General features: G+C 61.9%; 21 protein-coding genes. 2 read left to right on the top strand and 19 right to left on the bottom strand.

Annotated elements, in window-relative coordinates:
- Nucleotides 1-9 precede the first annotated feature (9 nt).
- The 8 genes from MEMAR_RS04950 to MEMAR_RS04985 form a co-directional block, all read right to left on the bottom strand.
- Nucleotides 10-1377, bottom strand: a complete 1368-nt coding sequence (locus MEMAR_RS04950; RefSeq protein WP_011843851.1) for a Ni/Fe hydrogenase subunit alpha — start codon at nucleotides 1375-1377, stop codon at nucleotides 10-12.
- Nucleotides 1374-2291, bottom strand: a complete 918-nt coding sequence (locus tag MEMAR_RS04955) for an NADH-quinone oxidoreductase subunit B family protein (protein WP_011843852.1) — start codon at nucleotides 2289-2291, stop codon at nucleotides 1374-1376. The genes MEMAR_RS04950 and MEMAR_RS04955 overlap by 4 nt, the downstream gene beginning before the upstream one ends.
- Before the next feature lie 10 nt (nucleotides 2292-2301).
- Complete coding sequence (locus tag MEMAR_RS04960) at nucleotides 2302-2865, bottom strand: hypothetical protein (RefSeq protein ID WP_048063757.1); 564 nt, start codon at nucleotides 2863-2865, stop codon at nucleotides 2302-2304.
- The gene (locus MEMAR_RS04965) at nucleotides 2865-3107 is read right to left on the bottom strand and encodes a 4Fe-4S dicluster domain-containing protein (protein WP_011843854.1); all 243 of its coding nucleotides are present in this window, start codon (nucleotides 3105-3107) and stop codon (nucleotides 2865-2867) included. Before MEMAR_RS04965 ends, MEMAR_RS04960 begins: the two co-directional genes overlap by 1 nt.
- A 345-nt stretch (nucleotides 3108-3452) precedes the next feature.
- Entirely contained in the window at nucleotides 3453-4241 is a 789-nt protein-coding gene (gene minD / locus MEMAR_RS04970) for a cell division ATPase MinD (RefSeq protein ID WP_011843855.1), read from the bottom strand.
- A gap of 32 nt (nucleotides 4242-4273) precedes the next feature.
- On the bottom strand, nucleotides 4274-4795 hold the full coding sequence (locus MEMAR_RS04975) for a hypothetical protein (protein WP_011843856.1): 522 nt from the start codon (nucleotides 4793-4795) through the stop codon (nucleotides 4274-4276).
- Nucleotides 4796-4814: 19 nt separating this feature from the next.
- Nucleotides 4815-5378 (bottom strand): hypothetical protein, encoded by a 564-nt coding sequence (locus tag MEMAR_RS04980; RefSeq protein ID WP_245526655.1) that lies wholly within the window; start codon nucleotides 5376-5378, stop codon nucleotides 4815-4817.
- A gap of 170 nt (nucleotides 5379-5548) precedes the next feature.
- Entirely contained in the window at nucleotides 5549-6025 is a 477-nt protein-coding gene (locus tag MEMAR_RS04985; protein ID WP_011843858.1) for a hydrogenase maturation protease, read from the bottom strand.
- A gap of 91 nt (nucleotides 6026-6116) precedes the next feature.
- Between MEMAR_RS04985 and MEMAR_RS04990 the strand changes: the two genes are divergently transcribed.
- The gene (locus tag MEMAR_RS04990; protein ID WP_011843859.1) at nucleotides 6117-6911 is read left to right on the top strand and encodes an ATP-grasp domain-containing protein; all 795 of its coding nucleotides are present in this window, start codon (nucleotides 6117-6119) and stop codon (nucleotides 6909-6911) included.
- A gap of 44 nt (nucleotides 6912-6955) precedes the next feature.
- Here MEMAR_RS04990 and MEMAR_RS04995 read toward each other — a convergent pair whose 3' ends face one another.
- The 11 genes from MEMAR_RS04995 to msrB all read right to left on the bottom strand — a co-directional run bounded on the left by MEMAR_RS04995 (nucleotide 6956) and on the right by msrB (nucleotide 15776).
- A complete protein-coding gene (locus tag MEMAR_RS04995; RefSeq protein WP_011843860.1) occupies nucleotides 6956-7240 on the bottom strand; it encodes a UPF0058 family protein in 285 nt (94 codons plus the stop codon).
- Nucleotides 7241-7303: 63 nt separating this feature from the next.
- Complete coding sequence (dnaG, locus tag MEMAR_RS05000; protein ID WP_011843861.1) at nucleotides 7304-8530, bottom strand: DNA primase DnaG; 1227 nt, start codon at nucleotides 8528-8530, stop codon at nucleotides 7304-7306.
- A gap of 259 nt (nucleotides 8531-8789) precedes the next feature.
- Nucleotides 8790-9107 carry a DUF167 domain-containing protein gene (locus MEMAR_RS05005; protein ID WP_011843862.1) on the bottom strand — a complete coding sequence of 106 codons (318 nt, stop codon included), beginning with the start codon at nucleotides 9105-9107 and terminating at the stop codon, nucleotides 8790-8792.
- 205 nt (nucleotides 9108-9312) lie between these two features.
- Nucleotides 9313-10566: a dihydroorotase gene (locus MEMAR_RS05010; protein WP_048063938.1), complete on the bottom strand. Its 1254-nt coding sequence runs from the start codon at nucleotides 10564-10566 to the stop codon at nucleotides 9313-9315.
- A complete protein-coding gene (locus MEMAR_RS05015) occupies nucleotides 10563-11477 on the bottom strand; it encodes a DUF2156 domain-containing protein (protein ID WP_011843864.1) in 915 nt (304 codons plus the stop codon). The genes MEMAR_RS05010 and MEMAR_RS05015 overlap by 4 nt, the downstream gene beginning before the upstream one ends.
- A 2-nt stretch (nucleotides 11478-11479) precedes the next feature.
- A complete protein-coding gene (locus MEMAR_RS05020) occupies nucleotides 11480-11911 on the bottom strand; it encodes a GNAT family N-acetyltransferase (RefSeq protein ID WP_011843865.1) in 432 nt (143 codons plus the stop codon).
- 96 nt (nucleotides 11912-12007) lie between these two features.
- Nucleotides 12008-13003, bottom strand: a complete 996-nt coding sequence (gene hypE / locus MEMAR_RS05025; RefSeq protein ID WP_011843866.1) for a hydrogenase expression/formation protein HypE — start codon at nucleotides 13001-13003, stop codon at nucleotides 12008-12010.
- Nucleotides 13000-13341 (bottom strand): hydrogenase maturation nickel metallochaperone HypA/HybF, encoded by a 342-nt coding sequence (locus MEMAR_RS05030; protein WP_011843867.1) that lies wholly within the window; start codon nucleotides 13339-13341, stop codon nucleotides 13000-13002. The genes hypE and MEMAR_RS05030 overlap by 4 nt, the downstream gene beginning before the upstream one ends.
- Nucleotides 13341-13565 (bottom strand): HypC/HybG/HupF family hydrogenase formation chaperone, encoded by a 225-nt coding sequence (locus MEMAR_RS05035; protein ID WP_011843868.1) that lies wholly within the window; start codon nucleotides 13563-13565, stop codon nucleotides 13341-13343. Before MEMAR_RS05035 ends, MEMAR_RS05030 begins: the two co-directional genes overlap by 1 nt.
- Nucleotides 13566-14636: 1071 nt before the next feature.
- Nucleotides 14637-15260, bottom strand: a complete 624-nt coding sequence (locus tag MEMAR_RS05040) for a class I SAM-dependent methyltransferase (protein ID WP_011843870.1) — start codon at nucleotides 15258-15260, stop codon at nucleotides 14637-14639.
- A gap of 30 nt (nucleotides 15261-15290) precedes the next feature.
- On the bottom strand, nucleotides 15291-15776 hold the full coding sequence (gene msrB, locus MEMAR_RS05045; RefSeq protein ID WP_011843871.1) for a peptide-methionine (R)-S-oxide reductase MsrB: 486 nt from the start codon (nucleotides 15774-15776) through the stop codon (nucleotides 15291-15293).
- Nucleotides 15777-15930: 154 nt separating this feature from the next.
- Here msrB and MEMAR_RS05050 point away from each other — a divergent pair, with 154 nt between their 5' ends.
- Nucleotides 15931-16398 (top strand): FxLYD domain-containing protein, encoded by a 468-nt coding sequence (locus MEMAR_RS05050; RefSeq protein WP_011843872.1) that lies wholly within the window; start codon nucleotides 15931-15933, stop codon nucleotides 16396-16398.
- Nucleotides 16399-16442 lie beyond the last annotated feature (44 nt).

The raw sequence follows: 16442 nt of genomic DNA on the forward strand, positions 1-16442 counted from the left end.
TTTTATCTCCTATGTTCTCCGAACGCACTCGATCTTGAGGGGCATTCTCCCGATCGCGTGCGTCGCGCACGAAATACAGGGGTCATACGCCCTGATGATCATCTCGATCCGGTTTGCTGCCCCATCGGTCAACGCTCCGTTCTCCACCACCCGGCGTGCCATATCCTCCACGCCGCGGTCCATCCCGTAGTTGTTCTGGCAGGTCGCCACGATCAGGTTGCACCGCTCGATGATACCGTTTTCATCGACGGAATAGTCGTGGATCAGGGTTCCCCGGGGCGCTTCGATGATCCCGACACCCCGGCGGTTCACGACCGCTCCCACCGGCGTCCGGATGTCTGATCCGGTGATGCCCGGGTCGGAGAGCAACTGGACGGCCCGCTCGCACGAGGCGATGAACTCGATGTAGCGCGCCAGGTTGTATGCCAGCGTGGCCTGGGTGACGGTGCCGAACCGCTCGCGGTACTCCGCGAGAGCGGCGTCCGCGTGCTCCGTGCCCATCTTCTGCACGATGTTGAGCCGGGCGAGCGGCCCGACCCGGTAATAGTCTCCGCCTTTGAACCGGGCGAACTTCAGGTACGACCAGTCCTCCGAGTACTCCTCGATGAAGTTCGTGTAGTCCTGACCCGAGAACGAACCGAGCTGACCGCCGTCCGGCCCGAGCATCATAGCAGGCCCTTCGTAGGTCGAGTAGACCCCGTTGTTGGCCATGCCCAGGAAACCGGTCGTTACGGCCCCGAACTCCATATCGACGCCGTCGAGGAGACCGCGAGCGAGATCCCATCCTTCACGCGCGATCCCGAGCGCCTCATTCGCCATGGTGGCGAGTTCTGCTCTCTTTCCTTCCGTGAGCGCCGTCGACATCCCGCCGGGCAGCGCGTTAGACGGGTGGATGGGTTTGCCGCCGACCGCTTCCGTCAGGCGCTGACCGAACTTCCGGACCGCGATCGCCTTCTTCGCGAGATCCGGCGAGTGGCGGGCAAGCCCGATGACGTTCCGCGTCTCTGCCGGTGCGTCGTGGCCCAGGATGAAGTCCGGAGCCGCGAGCATGAAGAAGTGAAGGGCGTGGGAGTGGATGAACTGCCCGATGCTCAGGAGTTCCCGGAGTTTCTTCCCGGTCGCGGGCGGTTCGACGCCGAAGATCTGGTCGGTCGCCTTCGCTGCGGCCAGGTGGTGTGCCGAAGGGCATATCCCGCAGATGCGGGGCGTTATACGGGGTGCTTCCCCAATCGAAGCGCCGATAAGGAACTTCTCGAACCCCCTCAGTTCCACGACCTGGAAGTGGGCCGAGTCGACCTGCCCCTGGTCGTTGAGGTAGATCCTGACGCCTGCATGACCCTCGATCCGGGTCACCGGGCTGATTGTGATCTCTTTCATCTGCTCCTCTCCTTTACCAGATCCCGGATCTTTGAGTTCTCCTTGTCCTCCATGATCAGGCTCCCGATAGTGAAGGCGTACATCGTGTGTGCGACGTCGTAGAGTTCCTTCTCCACCTCTTTCTGCGGCTTACCGGTGAGATCCGAAATTCTCCGCGCCATCATGCCGTAGATGTCCCGGCAGGGCTCACGGAGGATATCGAGCGAGGGGCCGTTGCACCCGTGGCACGGGATGTTGTTTTTGGGGCACGACGCACCGCATCTCCCGAAGGTGACGCTCCCGAGGCAGAGGTAGCCCTGCCCGAGCAGGCAGTGTTCGCGGTCGGGAACGCCCTCGTGCCGATGCTTGAGCGTCCAGCTCTCGACCGGTCCCATGATCCTGTCGCATTCCGAACAGACGGACTTGCGCGAGAGTTCGAGGGTGTCTCCCGCGATCATTGCCGGGATGATCTGCTTTAAGAACGCCTCTTTCGGCGGGCAGCCCACGATGTAGTAATCGATCTTCACGAGGTCGCCCACCGCGAACGCCCGGTAGAGGAACGGCGGCACGTCCGTCGGGATAACCCCGTCGGGCTTCGTCGTCTCAACCTCCCGGTAGACGCAGGAGAAGAGGTCTTCGTTCGAGCTCAGCATTGAGAGACCCGATACGCCCCCGTAGCAGGCGCAGGTCCCTAGTGCGATAAGCGTCTTTGACCGTTTCCGGATCTTCTCGAGGCGTTCGCGGTTCTCTTCGTTCCGAACGGCTCCGGTCACGAACGCGATATCGATATCCTCGGGAGGCTCCTTGACGTCCATGATCACCGGGGAGTAGACGATGTCCGCTTCTGCGATGACGTCAAGGAGCATTTCATGGAGATCCAGCACTGCGATCGTACACCCTGAACATCCTGCCAGTTCTTCAATAGCAATCTTCATCGTCCTCGCCTCATTTCAGGATCAGTTTCTTCAGGCAGGCGTTCGGGCCGGTGTGAACGATCTCCAGTTTGGCTTTCCTGCCGGTGATCTCCTCGACTGCGCCGACGACATACCCGAAGAGCGTCTGGCAGAGCGGGCCGCCCTGATCGAGACCGTTGCGCCGGAGCGTCTGGCGGACGATGCAGTCGTGGAAGACGAGGTAGATGAACGTCTCGCCGTTCTCCTCGATGATGAACGTCTCCTTGTCTTCGGGCTTCCAGACTTCGAACGAGTACTGGCCCCGAAGCAGGTCGGAGAGTTCATGAAGCGCCCCCTCGACGTCCTCACGTTTCTGGAAGTACTGGGCGACCTCGTGGCCGAACTTCTTCCCGGCACGGTAGGTGACCGCGTTTGCCCCGCGGCCCGCGATCTCCTCAAGCGACCTGATCACGAGGCCGTTGAGTTTCATCACGCCGTGGAGCGTCTGTTCCATCTCTCTGGGCTTGGGTGAACACTCGAGGGGAATATCCTCGGAACGATAGACGAGATCGGAGTGAAAAGCCTCGTGCATTTCGTCGATGTATCCAGCGCTCATCAGACCACCTTCCGAAGCATTTCACAGACCTTGATGTCGATGTAGTGTCTCCGGGCAGCGTAGATGCCCCGGTGCTCGAGTGCCTGAGCCGGGCAGATCTCGTGGCAGGAAAGGCATCCCATGCAATTGTTCGGCCTGACCGCGACACTTATGTTGTCCTGGAGTTCGTACACGTGCATCGGGCAGTCCTTGACACAGAGACCGCACCCGACGCACGCGTCCTTATCCACATGTATCTCCATTGCGTGCCTCAGAAGGTGATTAACACTTCCTGCTATTAAAAGTATATAGTTTGTTCGCTAAGAGGATCCATCATGCAGAAGAATATTTCGGATTTTATGCAATTTGATTCTACTTGCGGACTGTACGGGCCGTTTCAGGGTTTGCAGATAAAATAACCGCGCACCTGTGCCGCCGGCAGCGACCGGTCGCGGAGAGTGACCGATCCGAATAGTCTTTCTTCTCGATGCATCATGCCAGCCGGAACCGGCGTTTGCACGGCTCACTAGCCGTTGCTTCCCGTGCGCCGGGACGCTACGTGCGAAAAAGGCGGTAATGAGCGTGATAGACCTTGCCGGCCTCAAAAATCACGCTCTCGCCCGGAAGAGGGCGCGGGCGAGCCGGTCGACAAAGCCTTCACTGGTACCCTGCGTCTCTTCCTCGGCATACTCGATGCCGGCTACGTCGGCGGAGAGGCGTTTGAAGGCACGGGATGCGCTGGACGTCGGGTACTTCACCACGATCGGCGACCTCCCGGCAGATGCGCGCCGGATGTTCGGGTCCTCCGGGATGATCCCGAGCACCCGGACCCCGAGGAGTTTCTCCATCTGTGCGCTGTTGAAGTCGTTCCCGGTGGCCGCGACCCGGTTGATGATCGCCCCTTCGATGTGCCCGCCGACGGTCTCGGTCAGGATCTTTGTCTTCAAGGAGTCGACAATCGAGGAGATCTCGGGGTTCACGACGAGAATCACCCCGTCGGCAATCGTCAGCGGGATGACGCCGTCCCTGCTGATCCCTGCAGGAGCATCCAGGATCAGGATGTCGAACTCGCTCACGAGGTCGGTCATGATGTCCTTGAGCCGGTCGGGGTTCGACTGCTGGAAGCCCTGCAGAGAGAGACCGCACGGCACGACCTTCACGCCGAACGGTCCGTCGTAGATGGCGTCCCGGACGCGCGCTTTGCCTGCCAGCACCTCGTGCAGGGTCACCGGCAGGTTTTCAAGCCCGAGAATGAGCCCGAGATTCGCCATTCCGACGTCGGCATCCAGAATGCATGTCTTCTTCCCGTATTGGGCAAGCATAGGGCCCAGATTTGCTGTGACCGTCGTTTTGCCGGTACCGCCCTTACCGGACGCAATCGTGTATACTTTTACCATGTAATCACTCGCTGTTTTTGATCTTTCCGGTCTTACACCCAGTGCTGCAGGGTTTCCCGGATATCCTGTTCGAGTGCGTTCATCTGTTCGTCGGAGAGATGCTCCGAAGAGTGGGCGATGCCGACCACCGTCTCCCCGCGGTAGGGGACACCGAGGAGTTCCACTCCTTCTTCGTCGTGCAGTCTTCCCTCCGAGTAGAGGTGACTGTAGCGTGCGGCCTCGTCCTCGCTGCCGGGCTTCGTCGAGCCGATCAGGAGACCGTCTGCGGCCGCCAGCGTCAGGGATGCAAGGCTGTATTTTTCGCTGATTGCACCGAGCGTCTCCTCAAGGTTTCCCGTCTTCTTGGGATCGATAACCTCGAGGGGAGGCGTGGAGACGGGCGCCGTGATATCCGGGCCCGAAGAAGTCTTCGGCGTTACTGAAGCCTCTGGAGAATCCTGCCTTTTGATTGCCCGGGAGATCTCCGCAAGGTAGTATGTAATACCGGCAAAACCGACTACCGTCATTATCGTGAGGAGGATGAGGAAAAACTGGATAGTACCTGTTGAATCCATTCTGTTACCATCTCCTGAATTAGGTCTCTTGGTCCTTGATGAGGTGATCGAGGTGAATCTTTTTGAGCATGTCCTTGCAGTTTACTTTGAAACTGCCGACCAGTTGCTCGACGTCCATCTCTTCCATGTTCTGGACGAGCGTATCGATCTCGTCACCTCCTGGTTGAGACGCCTCGGCCGTCTCCTGCGCGGGTTTCACTCCCGGCATGGGGATATGATGCACTTCTGCGGCCGGTTCCGGACGACGCCTGGATGAAGATGCCGCACCGGCACCCTTCTGTCCTGTAGGCGGCGTCGCTCCGCCCGGAGCCCCTCTCCCTGCCGACGACCGTCCCGGTTTTCCGGGAACCCCGGTCGCGAACGGGGGATTGAACTCCAGGGCGAGCTGTACCTGCTCGGGCGTCAGAAGGTTCAGTTCTGCCGCCACCTCGTCCTCTTCGCCCTCCAGCACCGTGTCAAGTGCATGCTGCCCCTTTGTGCCCCCATATTCGGCAAGCACGACAAGACCTTCGTTCAGCACAAAGGTAGCACTCTCGTTGCCAAGGACGATCGTGCAGATCCCGGTAAACTGTGCTGAGCTCATCTCTTCTTTCAGCGCACGGGCTGTCGTGGACTTGATAAGACGATGGAACCGACCGCGTGGCAGTTGCATTCAGACAACTTTAGTTCAGTGGTATAACATAAATCTTGTTATTTATACTCTCCATAGGAGAACCTGGTACACAAAAATTCGAATGGTACGGTGACTCCTATCTATGATCGCATCCCCTGATCCCCGATCCACTCCCGGAGGATGGTGAGGATCTTCTGTTCGGCAACCCGGATTCCCTCTTCGACCGCAGGGTCGATATCCCTGCTGAACGCCTGGATCTCGCCCACTTCAATCCCGACGGTCACGATCTCTCCGGCGTACCCGAGTTCGCGGGCGATCGTCACCACCTCACCGATCCCGATGTCGTGGAGCGCGTATGCCGGGAGGTCCCAGGACGGCGGAACCTCAAACGTGAGGACTTCCCCGGTACGGTCGCCGATACCCGTCATCGCATCGACGATCACCACCCTCTCGTAGCCTTCCATCAGCGGGATCAGGCCGAATCCGCCGGTGCCGCCGTCGATTGCCTCCACTCCGGGGAATCTCCCTTCAAAGAGGCGCATCACCGAGATCCCCGCCCCGTCGTTTCCCATGAAGGGGTTCCCGCACCCGATGATACATACCCGGTTCTTCTGCATGGTACCTACCGGTTATATCCGGCAAGGTACAAAATGGTACTGAAAACCCCCTGACCGTGAACTGCTGTTCCGGGAGCGGGATGTGAGGCGCATGATCCACATCGTACCAAAACCGACCGATACGCCGGACGACAACTCGACCGGCGCTGTTATGCGGGAGCTGGAGAGGGCCGGTGCCCGATACGGGGTTCTCGATCTCGGCGCAGTCGACCCCCTCGATTCCGGACTTGAGAACGAACTCATCTGGGTCTGCGGTATCCGGCAGGACGGGCACCAGTTCGAGACCTTAAACGTGCTCTCGCTCCATAACCGGGTGATCAACACGCCCGAAAGCATCGTTGCCTGCGCATCCAAGGTGATGACGACGGCACTCCTCCTCGCAAACAATGTGAGGACGCCGGAGACGGCCTACATGCAGTCGGAGGAGCAGGCGCGGAAATTTCTCCTGCGGCACGGAAAAGTCGTCTATAAGCCGCTGTATGGGTATGACGGAAACGGCATCCGGCTCGTGACGGAGCCGGGGGAACTCGGCCCGGGGCCCTGGTACCTGCAGGAGTACGTGAAAAACGACCGGGACTTCCGCGTCTTCGTCCTCGGCGGCGAGGCCGTCGGTGCGATAGCCCGGGTCTCCGATACCCTGATGCACAATATCCACCAGGGCGGGACCGGGATGCCGGTCGCGATCGACGAGGAGATGCGCGCCACTGCCGATGCGGCGGCGGCGGCGATCGGGATCGACTACTGCGGCGTCGATCTCCTCCGTGACCGGGACGGCTACACGGTCCTCGAGGTGAACGGGACGCCGAACTGGCACTGCATGGCGGCACCCATCCCGGAGCTGCTCGCTCGATACCTCATCGAGCGCGAACGCGAGATGCGTGCCTGAGGAGAGGGGAGGGGGGCGGAGGGCTTTCGCACCCGCGTGCGTTCCTACTGGAGATACTCTATCTCTTTCAAGGTCTTCTCTGCAAGTTCCTTCATCCTGGCGGAGATCCGGCCGGATGACGAGAACTCCACATCCTTCATGGCATTCGCAAGTTCCGTGCCGAGCACGAATATTGCGTACTTATGTTCCATCTTGCTCTTATGCACCTGAGAAGGGTCTATCTTCAACGCGTAATATTGTGAAAATTTCAGTTCCTGGTTCTGCAACTCAAAAAAGTCTTTAATCTCAGTAAGAATCCCATGTAAGGCTATTAACTCTTCCTTGTGCATATTCTCTCCCAGAGATAAAAATGGTGGATGTAAATATATATAAATTTGCACCCGGGATAACCGTCACCCTATCTTTATGAGCCTGATGGAGAGCGGGCGCTTTATTATCCCCTTAAAGTCCCGGGCAGCCACGAACTCGATGTCCCTCCCCCCGAGTTGATCGAGGAGTTTCTGGTCGATGATCCGATCGACGACGAGCCCTTCGACGTCGCCGTTCAGGTTCTGGAGTGCGCCCTCGACGTCGGTTGCGTTGGATTCCAGGAGGACGGTGTAATCCGGGGAGAGGAACCGCGCAATCTTTTTGTCCCGGACGTCGGCCATGTGCTCCCCGAGCGTCGAGGGGGGCTTTGAATCCCATTCCCGGCGTGGCGGCCGCTCGCCTTCGCTTGTCCTTCCGGCACCGGCAGGAGCCCGCACCTCGGCGGGGGCCGCACTCGGAGGCAACCGCTCGACGTTCTCCTCGGCGGGAGGCTGGTCGATGATCCCCACTGCAGGCACTTTGTTCCGGAGCGCCTTGACGATCTCTTTGCGGCTCATCTCCTCGACGCTCTTTCCCCGGGGACTGTAGGCCACGAAGTCGATCTCGGCGACCTGGAGGAGTTCGCGGAGGATCAATTCTCCGCCCCGGTCGCCGTCGAGCAGGGTCGTCGCGGTCTTCTGCGAACAGAGATCGATGATGATGCGCGGAACGTTGGTTCCTTCGACCGCAACGGCATTTTTGATCCCGTAGCGCAGCAGGTTGATGACGTCGGCCCGTCCTTCGACGATGATGATGGCGTCGGAGTCTATGACGTTCGGCCCCGCGTGCACCTTTTCTTCGCCGAGGTACTCGAGTTTCTCGATCCTGATGGCTTCCCTGACCTCGTCGAGCAGATCGTCGCTGTTGATGGAGCCCTCGTCGAAGTCCTCGAGAAGGAGTTCTTTGGCGCGTTCGACGATCTTGCGCCGTTTGGTCACCCGGATGTCTTCGATGCGGTCGACCCTCACGTGCGCCGTGCACGGCCCGACCCGGTCGATCGTTTCGAGCGACGAGGCGAGGAGCGCGGTCTCCGCCCGGTCGAGTGAAGACGAGATGAGTATCACGCCTTTTGTCTCTCCTCGTTTCGTGGTGATCTGGACATCGATCCGGCCGACGCGGCCGGTTCTCTGTAAATCGCGCAGGTCGAGGTCTTCGCCGAGCAACCCCTCGGTCTGGCCGAAGATGGCGCCCACCACGTCGGGCTTGTCGACCACCCCCTCGATCTGCAGGATAAGATGAATGAGATACTTTGTTGTATCCGGTGAATACATGGAGTTTTGCCCCCTTTAGTATGTATAAATCTGATTGCCGCACCCCACGCGGGTTTTGATCTGCGCGGACGTACAGGTTAGTCATATATCTAGGGTGCAATTACTTAAATCAGATGGCGGTCCCGACGCAAGATTTTTTAAAGGATATGTCGAAAATTAAGTTCCTGTAAAGCAGCGTTTTGACAAACCCTGCTGTATCGTTCTCTCAAGGCCAAAGTAGTCCTGTTCCGGGTGTTTTGTTTTTCCCGCCCGAATCGGGTCATGCATCGGCGGCGTTCAGGCGCACGAGAGCATGCGATTTCGATACGCCGGCGATTGCTACGGTCTTTGAGGAAGACGTGTGTCCGGTGATTATGCTCACGTCGGCGCGGGGCACGCCGAACGTCTCCGCGAGAAGGTCGGTGATAGCGCGGTTTGCTTTTCCGCCGACGGCGGGGGCCGCGATCTGGCACTTAATACTCTTGCGCCATTCGTTGTAACCCGCCGGAAACGAGGAGCGCTTTGCACCCGCCGTGACGTCGAGCGTGATAGTCACCCCGTGCGAGGTTTCGGCGACGGCATCGGCATAGGTGTCCATGAGAATAGTCCTCTCGAAAGGATGTCGCCCGACACTAACGATCGGTGTTCACAGGTGGCTTGTGCCGTACCTCACCCGATCGAACCCATATGTCGGGCGTGCCTGTCGCGCACCTGGGTTGTCCCGCGGATCATGTCCGGGCGTCTCGCCAGATGATCACCCGGGGACCTATAAGGTGCGCTTTATCGGCTCTGTATTATTTATTTTACAAGGGTAAATATCCTCGCCCGGGATACCACACCGGACGCTCCTCCCGGAGATCGCCGTGGGCGTAGGCCCGCGTTCCCCCGACGATCACCTCCTCCGGGAAGACCGCTTCGAGCCCCTCGAACGGCGACCAGCCGCACTTTGTATGGAGACGCGAGGCGTCGATCCGGGTGATCTCGTCCGGGTAGAGGGCATAGTCCGCCCGGTCGCCCGGCTCGAATCCCGCGTGCGGGATGCCGAGGATGGCTGCAGGCTTCCACGACGTCTTCTCGATCACCGAGGCGAGGGTGATCCGCCCACTCTGCACCGCCGCCATCAGGAGCGGCACCATCGTCTCGACACCGGGGATGCCGGAGGGGGCGGTCTCGAACGGCACGGACTTCTCTGGAACCGTGTGCGGGGCGTGATCGGAGGCGACGACGTCTATCCTGTCCCAACACGACCAGAGATCGCGCCGGGTCTTCTCGTCCCTGAGCGGCGGGTTCACCCGGGCCCGGGTGTCGTCCGGATCGAAGTTATCGTGCGAGAGGAAGAGGTGGTGCGGCGTCACCTCCACCGTACCGCGCGCGGCCCTGACCGAGGCGGCGGTGCTGAGGTGGCAGAAGTGGAGTTGCATCCCTGCCGGGGCGAGGCCGGCGATCTTTTGCACGGCGCGCGCCTCACCGGCGCCGGACCGTGCGCGGTCGTGATCGGCGAGCGTCGCCGGCGCCGGCCCAGAGACCTCCTCGGCGTGGATGGTCACGAGCCCTTCGAGGGCGTGGATGCGGTCAAACAACCCTCTGAGCGTCTCCGCATCGAGCCCCTCACCGTAGCTCGACGGAGCGGCGAAGGTCTCCCCGAATGCCATTGCGCCGGCACGGCACATCCCGGCCAGATCGGCGTCCGGCACAACGGCTGCGTTCACCGCGAACCCGCATACCGCCCGCTCCTCCGCCTCGCGGACGCGTGCCCGGAGGAGTTCGGGCGTGGTGATGGGGGGGACGGTGTTCGGCTGGTCGACGACGACCGTCACCCCGCCGGCGACCGCGCTCGTCGTGCCCGTCCGCCAGTCCTCCTTCCCGGCCTGCACCCCTCCCCGCATGTGGACGTGCATGTCGACCGCACCCGGAAGGCAGGTATACCCGGTGCAGTCGATCGTCTCGTCGGCACGAACCGCCGCGCCGACGTGCCGGACGAGGCCGTCGGCGACGGCGATATCGGCGCGCCGCCCCGTCGGGAGCGTCACGTTCCGGAGCACGATATCGGCGGTCACCGGCAGCACGCCTCCAGATCTTCCCGGGTTGCGTAGTACACCTCGACCATGTAGGCGGGGTGGTAACGCGTCTTCGATTCGCGGAGCCCGGGCACGCCCATGTCGCACTCGCGGTTGACGTAGCGGTAGCGGTCCCGGAGCCCCGCCGCCGTCTCGGTCGTGATCACCTTGTAAATGCCCGGGTAGGTCTCGGGGAGCGCCTTCTCGAAGTGGACTACCGCCATAGATTCGTTGACCGGACCGACGATCGATATCGCCCCGATGGTGCCGCCGATCCTGACGATCCATCCTTCAAGCCCGATGGGGAAGAAGTGGTTCACGGCAAAGAGGATGGCCTCTTTCTCGGCGGCAAGAACCGGTTCGGAGTCGCAGTCCCGCCACTCGCACCAGACGACCAGGAACTCCCAGACCTCGTTGATGTTCTCCTCCGTGATCTTCTCGACCGTATACTGGTATTCCCGCCCGAACCGGTTGACCTGGCGCCGGATAGTGGCGTAGCCCTTCCCGGCGAGGTCGGCGAGGGCTTCGGTCCGGTAGATGTAGTCGAAGAAGTTCCGGTTTGCATGGAGGGGGAGGGCCGGGTAGAGTTCCCGGATCAGCGCTTCATTTGCCGGGTCGAGGACCCACAGGGGCGTATCCCCGCCTTCCCTCGCCGCGAGGTCGACGACGTCCCCGACCAGTTCCGGGTTTCTCGGGCCGATCGGCATGCGAAACGCCGTCACGCCGTCGATGGTGCTTGAGAGGACGATCGAACCTTCGACCTCTATGAAACGGTAGTCGGCGTAATGGTTCCAGCAGACCATGTTCGCGAACGTGTTGTCGCTGTGCACCTGGGGGAACTGCCGGTAGTGCTCCCGGAAGAGGTCGCGATCGTCCAGGCTCACGGGCTTGAAGTCGGTCAGTTTCAGCATGCTTACCTCCTATCCGGGTACCACCGCATGGGTGTGTGCCCTTCCATCCTCCGAAAACCGAGTGCGGTGTAGAACGGCTCGGTTCCGGGTTCGGCGACGAGGGCGATCCAGGCGACACCTGCAGACGTACAGTAATCGAGCAGCGCAGATAAGACCATCGTTCCGATGCCCCGGCCCCGGTAGCGCGGCAGGACGACCAGATCCTGGATGTAGCCGTCCGAGACCCCGTCCGAGATCACCCTGCCCATGCCGACCGCTTTGCCGGTCGTCCGGTCGATGGCGACGGCGAAGGCGAAACTTCCCGCGATGAGGGCGGCGAGATCGGCAGGGTCCCATCGCTCGTTCCACCAGCCGCCCGCCCGGTAGAGGTCGGCGATCGTCTCCACGTCCCAGACGTTCACCAGACGCACCTCGATGCCCGCCTCCTCCGTCATCGGTTCATGCCTCTCCATAAGGGTGCTCACGGTGTTTATCGTATATGACAGGCGCGGGTCTCAACCCGGACGGTGGAAAAAAATTGTCGTGCCCTTTCAGCAGACGCGCGGAACCGGATCGCCGACCGGCGGTTCGATGAACCGCTCTCCGCCGATGGCGGTTCGCATGACCACGTGCGAGCCTTCTACGACCTCGCCGACGATCGCGGCGTCACGCCCGTAGGGATGACTCCGGAGCGCCGCGAGGACGGCCTCTGCCTCCTCGGGGGCGACGCCCATGATCACTTTGCCCTCGTTCGCCACCTCGAGGGGATCGAGGCCGAGCATGCCGGCGGCGCTCCGGACGCTCGCCCGGAAGGGGAGGGCTTCCTCCTCGATGACGACACCGACACCGCTCTTACTCGCCATCTCGTTGATGGCGTTCGCAAACCCGCCTCTCGTCGGGTCTTTCATGGCGTGGATCTCCCCGGCCGCGAGCGCCTTCTCGACGAGCGGCCAGAGGGGGGCGACGTCGGACTTGATCTGGCCGCCGAAGTCGAACCCCTCCCGGTGGGCCATGATGGCGATGCCGTGGTCGCCGATGGTGCCGCTGACGATGATTTTATCCCCGACAGAAAGGCCGTTGTCCCGCACCACCCGCTCGGCGACGCCGATGCCGGCGGTGTTGACGACGATGGTATCGAGCGCGCTCCGCTCGAGCACCTTGGTGTCGCCCGTGACGAGGTTTGCCCCGCACTCGCCGAGTGCTGCGTCCATCGACGCGACGATCCGCTCGAGGTCGGCGACCTCGAAGCCTTCGGGGATGACCATGCCGCACGAGAGGGCGATCGGCCGCCCGCCCATCATCGCGAGGTCGTTGATGGTTCCGCAGACGGCGATCCGCCCGATATCCCCGCCGGGGAAGAAGATCGGCGAGACTACGTGGTTGTCGGTCGTGAAAACGATGTTCTGGCCGTTCAGTGGGATGACTGCGCCGTCGTCCAGCGATTCGAGCCCGATCCCGCCGGCGTTGTTGTGCTCGAGGTTGGTGATGACGCGCAGGAGCTCGCCCATCACCTCGCCGCCGGCACCGTGCATGAGGTTGACTTTCATTCTTCGTCCACTTCTATCTCGATGTTGGTAACTACGATTTCCATTCCTGTAACGATTTCGGGGAGTTTCCCGCACCGGGGGCAGACAAATCGCTCGTCCCCCTCGTAGCCGCATGAGCAGCGGGTGCGCGCCTCGACGTCCCGGCACGAGAACTGTGTTCCCGAAAAGAGCGGGTCGTCCTCGATGATGACGTTGAAGAGGAACTCCACCTGTTCAGGATTCACCATCGCCAGTTTGCCGACATCCACACTGACGCACTTCACCTCTTTTGCGTCGTTCTCGATCGCAGCCCGGCGGGCGGTCGTGTAGATGTCGTAGGCGATGCTGTACTCGTGCATTACTCCTCCATCGCGGCGTAAACCTGCCTGAAGACCTCGCGGGTCTCGAGCCCCTCCTCTCTGCTGAGGCGCTGGATGGCGAACCCGACGTGGACGAGGACGAACTCCCCGACCTTCACGTCGACGAGATCGAGCCTGACCTCCTGCTGCAGGTCGCCGAAGTCGACGACGCCGATGTTGCCCTCTTTTATCTCGAGTACCTCAGCGGGCATTGCAATACACATGTCCTCTCTTCCTCTCCTGTTATTTTGTTCCGTTGTCAAAAAAGGTTGACCATGCTGCACGGGGGGACCCGGGAGCAGCCGTTGTGGCCGGCGCGATTCCCGTTCTCCCCGTATTCAGGTACGTATAGATCGGTTTGGTGGGGTAAAAAAGATATGTTTGTCTCCGGTTCCGGCCCCCGGAGGGGCGGAGGGCGGGGCCGACCGTGGTGCGCCGCCGCCGGTGCCGCCGGCCCGCGGGCGTTGCGGTGTTTGTGCCCGGAGCGTAATGTTATGGGCGTACTGTATCTGCTTATTCCCGCCTGTCCCTGTGCAGTGGACCGTGGTGGCCTGCGCACCGCGGGCGCTCGAGATCCTGAATCAAAACTTTTCGGCCTTCTCGTGCTCCTGCCCTTCGGCCAGTCGCCAGTCCAAGACCTTCGGCCTTCTCGTGCTCCTGCCCTTCGGCCAGTCGCCAGTCCAAGACCTTCGGCCTTCTCGTGCTCCTGCCCTTCGGCCAGTCGCCAGTCCAAGACCTTCGGCCTTCTCGTGCTCCTGCCCTTCGGCCAGTCGCCAGTCCAAGACCTTCGGCCTTCTCGTGCTCCTGCCCTTCGGCCAGTCGCCAGTCCAAGACCTTCGGCCTTCTCGTGCTCCTGCCCTTCGGCCAGTCGCCAGTCCAAGACCTTCGGCCTTCTCGTGCTCCTGCCCTTCGGCCAGTCGCATATCGCCACGCACTGCCCCCGCCCCTTGGGGCGGGGAACGACTGCTGGAACAGCAGGAGTTTGAGCACCGCAGGTGCGAATGAGGAGGCCGGAGGCCGGGCGGGGTGGGGGTTACAGATCTTTTGGATGGGTAGAGACAGGGGAGGGGGGATGCTCCCCCCTCCCCACCTGACGGTGGTCGAGCTCCGGGCGTTCCACCCATCGCACTCCCCGTCAGCCCCTCCCCCCGAGGCGATATCCCCACGGTCCAGTGCATCGGGGCAGGAGGGAAAAATGGATCTTGTCTACCTCAACCGCTTACTGAAGACTTGCAGATGTAATGTATGCCAACCTGTCAGACTGGGATTCGGCCGTCCAGAGCGCAGAACCTTCTCTACCCCTCCCGGCGAAACACCCCCTCCACCTCGGCCCGGGGGAGATCCCTGCCCCTGACCCGCATCCGCCAGCGGTGCGTCCGGACCGAGACCGCCACGAGCGGTGCGAAGAGTTCCGCCGTCTCGGCCTCGGTGAAGTAGTGGGTGATGATGCCCTCGCCCCGCCGGAACGTCCACGGCTCCGTCTCCTTCCCTTTCCCGGCGCGCATGTCCTCGACGGAGAAACTCCTGAAGAAGAGCGTTCCGCCGGGCCCGAGCACCCGGACGGCCTCGGAGGCTATGGTCTTCCTGCCCTGCGCGGGGAGGTGGCCGGCGACGTGAACCAGGAGGACCGCGTCGAACGTCCCGGACTGGAACGGCAGGTGCCGGGCGTCGGCGACGGCGAGACCGCCCTCCGCTATCCCCGGGCGCCGCCGGGCAAGGGCGACGGCTTCGGGAGATATGTCGACCGCGGTCACGCGCGAGGATCGCCGGGCGATAGCCTCAAGGGTCTTGCCGTTCCCGCACCCGACCTCGAGGACGGCGGCATCGGCGGGGAGGTCGGGGAGCGGTGCCGGTGCTCCTCCCCAGAGGTTTCCCCGCCTCCGGTAGTCCTCGTCCCAGGGGGATGGATGGACAGTCACTGATCAGAGGTCGGCGCCGCCGGGGAATAATCATTCGCGCCGGCCGAGATCCTTCTCCCGCACGAACCGGAGCGATGCCGAGTTCATGCAGTAGCGCTGGTGGGTCGGCGGCGGCCCGTCGTCGAAGACGTGGCCCAGGTGGGCGTCGCACCGCCGACAGAGTACCTCCGTCCGGTTCATGAAGAACCGGGTGTCGGGTTCCGCCCTGACGTTCAGGTCCGAGACGGGCTTGGAGAAACTCGGCCAGCCCGTGCCCGACTCGAACTTCGTCTTCGAGGAGAAGAGGTGGTTGCCGCAGCAGACGCAGACGTACAGCCCGTCCTCCTTGCAATCCCAGTACTTCCCGGTGAACGCCGGCTCCGTCCCCTCCTTCCGGGCGACGGAGAACTGCTCCGGCGTCAGCTGGCGCCGCCACTCCTCGTCGGACTTGACGACCTTCTCGACCTCTTCCACCTCTCCGGTCACGGCGTTGCAGACGTTCACCGTTTCGACGGTTTCTACGGCTTCCCTGTTCATCGGTCACCCCCCGGTTTCTCCCGGCCCTTGGCCGGAGAGCAGATAAATCGTTCCCCGCCGCTGCCCGGGTGACGGGCCGCAGCCGGCGGACACTTCGTACCCGTCCCGGATGTGTTTTCGCATCCGTTATATATCCACCGGTCGATGAACCATCATGGAGAAATACTCTCTTCCGGGAAGGAGCCTTGTAACCCTTATCCTCCTCGGCTGCCTCGTCGGCGCTGCCGTCACGGCAGGCTGCATGGGGACTTCCGCGGAGCCGGAACCACAGGTTCCGACGTCGGAGGCGACACTGGGCGCTCACACCATCTACTCGCCCGCCGGGCCGAAGCCGTCGTTCTCGGCCACCGCCACCACGCCCGAGAAGCATATGCGCAGCGACGGGTCCTGTTACTGGATCGTGACCGGGACGGTGACCAACAACGGTGACGGGCCCGCGAGAAACGCCGTCATCCGGTTCATGCTCGTCGACGACGAAAGCAATATGATTCGGGCGACCGAGACCATTCTTGCCCCCCGGTTCCAGGCGGGCGAGACGAAGATATTCACCATCGACGCGTTCCCCGGCGACTGTGACCGGCAGTACCACGCCGAGATCGACGTCACGCACGATATCCCGTAAGGCCGGGGGTGAGCGTTATCCGGATAACGGGTTTACAGAGGAGA

The sequence above is a fragment of the Methanoculleus marisnigri JR1 genome (assembly GCF_000015825.1).
GTDB classification, from domain to species: domain Archaea; phylum Halobacteriota; class Methanomicrobia; order Methanomicrobiales; family Methanoculleaceae; genus Methanoculleus; species Methanoculleus marisnigri.

What these genes read in the sequence shown, in the direction of transcription:
- minD (WP_011843855.1), bottom strand. Translation starts at nt 4,241, where the DNA reads ATGGTAAAAGTATACACGATTGCGTCCGGTAAGGGCGGTACCGGCAAA.
- MEMAR_RS04960 (WP_048063757.1), bottom strand. Translation starts at nt 2,865, where the DNA reads ATGAGCGCTGGATACATCGACGAAATGCACGAGGCTTTTCACTCCGAT.
- MEMAR_RS04985 (WP_011843858.1), bottom strand. Translation starts at nt 6,025, where the DNA reads ATGCAGAAGAACCGGGTATGTATCATCGGGTGCGGGAACCCCTTCATG.
- MEMAR_RS04990 (WP_011843859.1), top strand. Translation starts at nt 6,117, where the DNA reads ATGATCCACATCGTACCAAAACCGACCGATACGCCGGACGACAACTCG.
- MEMAR_RS05020 (WP_011843865.1), bottom strand. Translation starts at nt 11,911, where the DNA reads ATGACGGAGGAGGCGGGCATCGAGGTGCGTCTGGTGAACGTCTGGGAC.
- MEMAR_RS04980 (WP_245526655.1), bottom strand. Translation starts at nt 5,378, where the DNA reads ATGAGCTCAGCACAGTTTACCGGGATCTGCACGATCGTCCTTGGCAAC.
- hypE (WP_011843866.1), bottom strand. Translation starts at nt 13,003, where the DNA reads ATGAAAGTCAACCTCATGCACGGTGCCGGCGGCGAGGTGATGGGCGAG.
- MEMAR_RS05030 (WP_011843867.1), bottom strand. Translation starts at nt 13,341, where the DNA reads ATGCACGAGTACAGCATCGCCTACGACATCTACACGACCGCCCGCCGG.
- MEMAR_RS04995 (WP_011843860.1), bottom strand. Translation starts at nt 7,240, where the DNA reads ATGCACAAGGAAGAGTTAATAGCCTTACATGGGATTCTTACTGAGATT.
- MEMAR_RS04950 (WP_011843851.1), bottom strand. Translation starts at nt 1,377, where the DNA reads ATGAAAGAGATCACAATCAGCCCGGTGACCCGGATCGAGGGTCATGCA.
- MEMAR_RS05050 (WP_011843872.1), top strand. Translation starts at nt 15,931, where the DNA reads ATGGAGAAATACTCTCTTCCGGGAAGGAGCCTTGTAACCCTTATCCTC.
- dnaG (WP_011843861.1), bottom strand. Translation starts at nt 8,530, where the DNA reads ATGTATTCACCGGATACAACAAAGTATCTCATTCATCTTATCCTGCAG.
- MEMAR_RS04965 (WP_011843854.1), bottom strand. Translation starts at nt 3,107, where the DNA reads ATGGAGATACATGTGGATAAGGACGCGTGCGTCGGGTGCGGTCTCTGT.
- MEMAR_RS04975 (WP_011843856.1), bottom strand. Translation starts at nt 4,795, where the DNA reads ATGGATTCAACAGGTACTATCCAGTTTTTCCTCATCCTCCTCACGATA.
- MEMAR_RS04955 (WP_011843852.1), bottom strand. Translation starts at nt 2,291, where the DNA reads ATGAAGATTGCTATTGAAGAACTGGCAGGATGTTCAGGGTGTACGATC.
- msrB (WP_011843871.1), bottom strand. Translation starts at nt 15,776, where the DNA reads ATGAACAGGGAAGCCGTAGAAACCGTCGAAACGGTGAACGTCTGCAAC.
- MEMAR_RS05005 (WP_011843862.1), bottom strand. Translation starts at nt 9,107, where the DNA reads ATGGACACCTATGCCGATGCCGTCGCCGAAACCTCGCACGGGGTGACT.
- MEMAR_RS05015 (WP_011843864.1), bottom strand. Translation starts at nt 11,477, where the DNA reads ATGCTGAAACTGACCGACTTCAAGCCCGTGAGCCTGGACGATCGCGAC.
- MEMAR_RS05035 (WP_011843868.1), bottom strand. Translation starts at nt 13,565, where the DNA reads ATGTGTATTGCAATGCCCGCTGAGGTACTCGAGATAAAAGAGGGCAAC.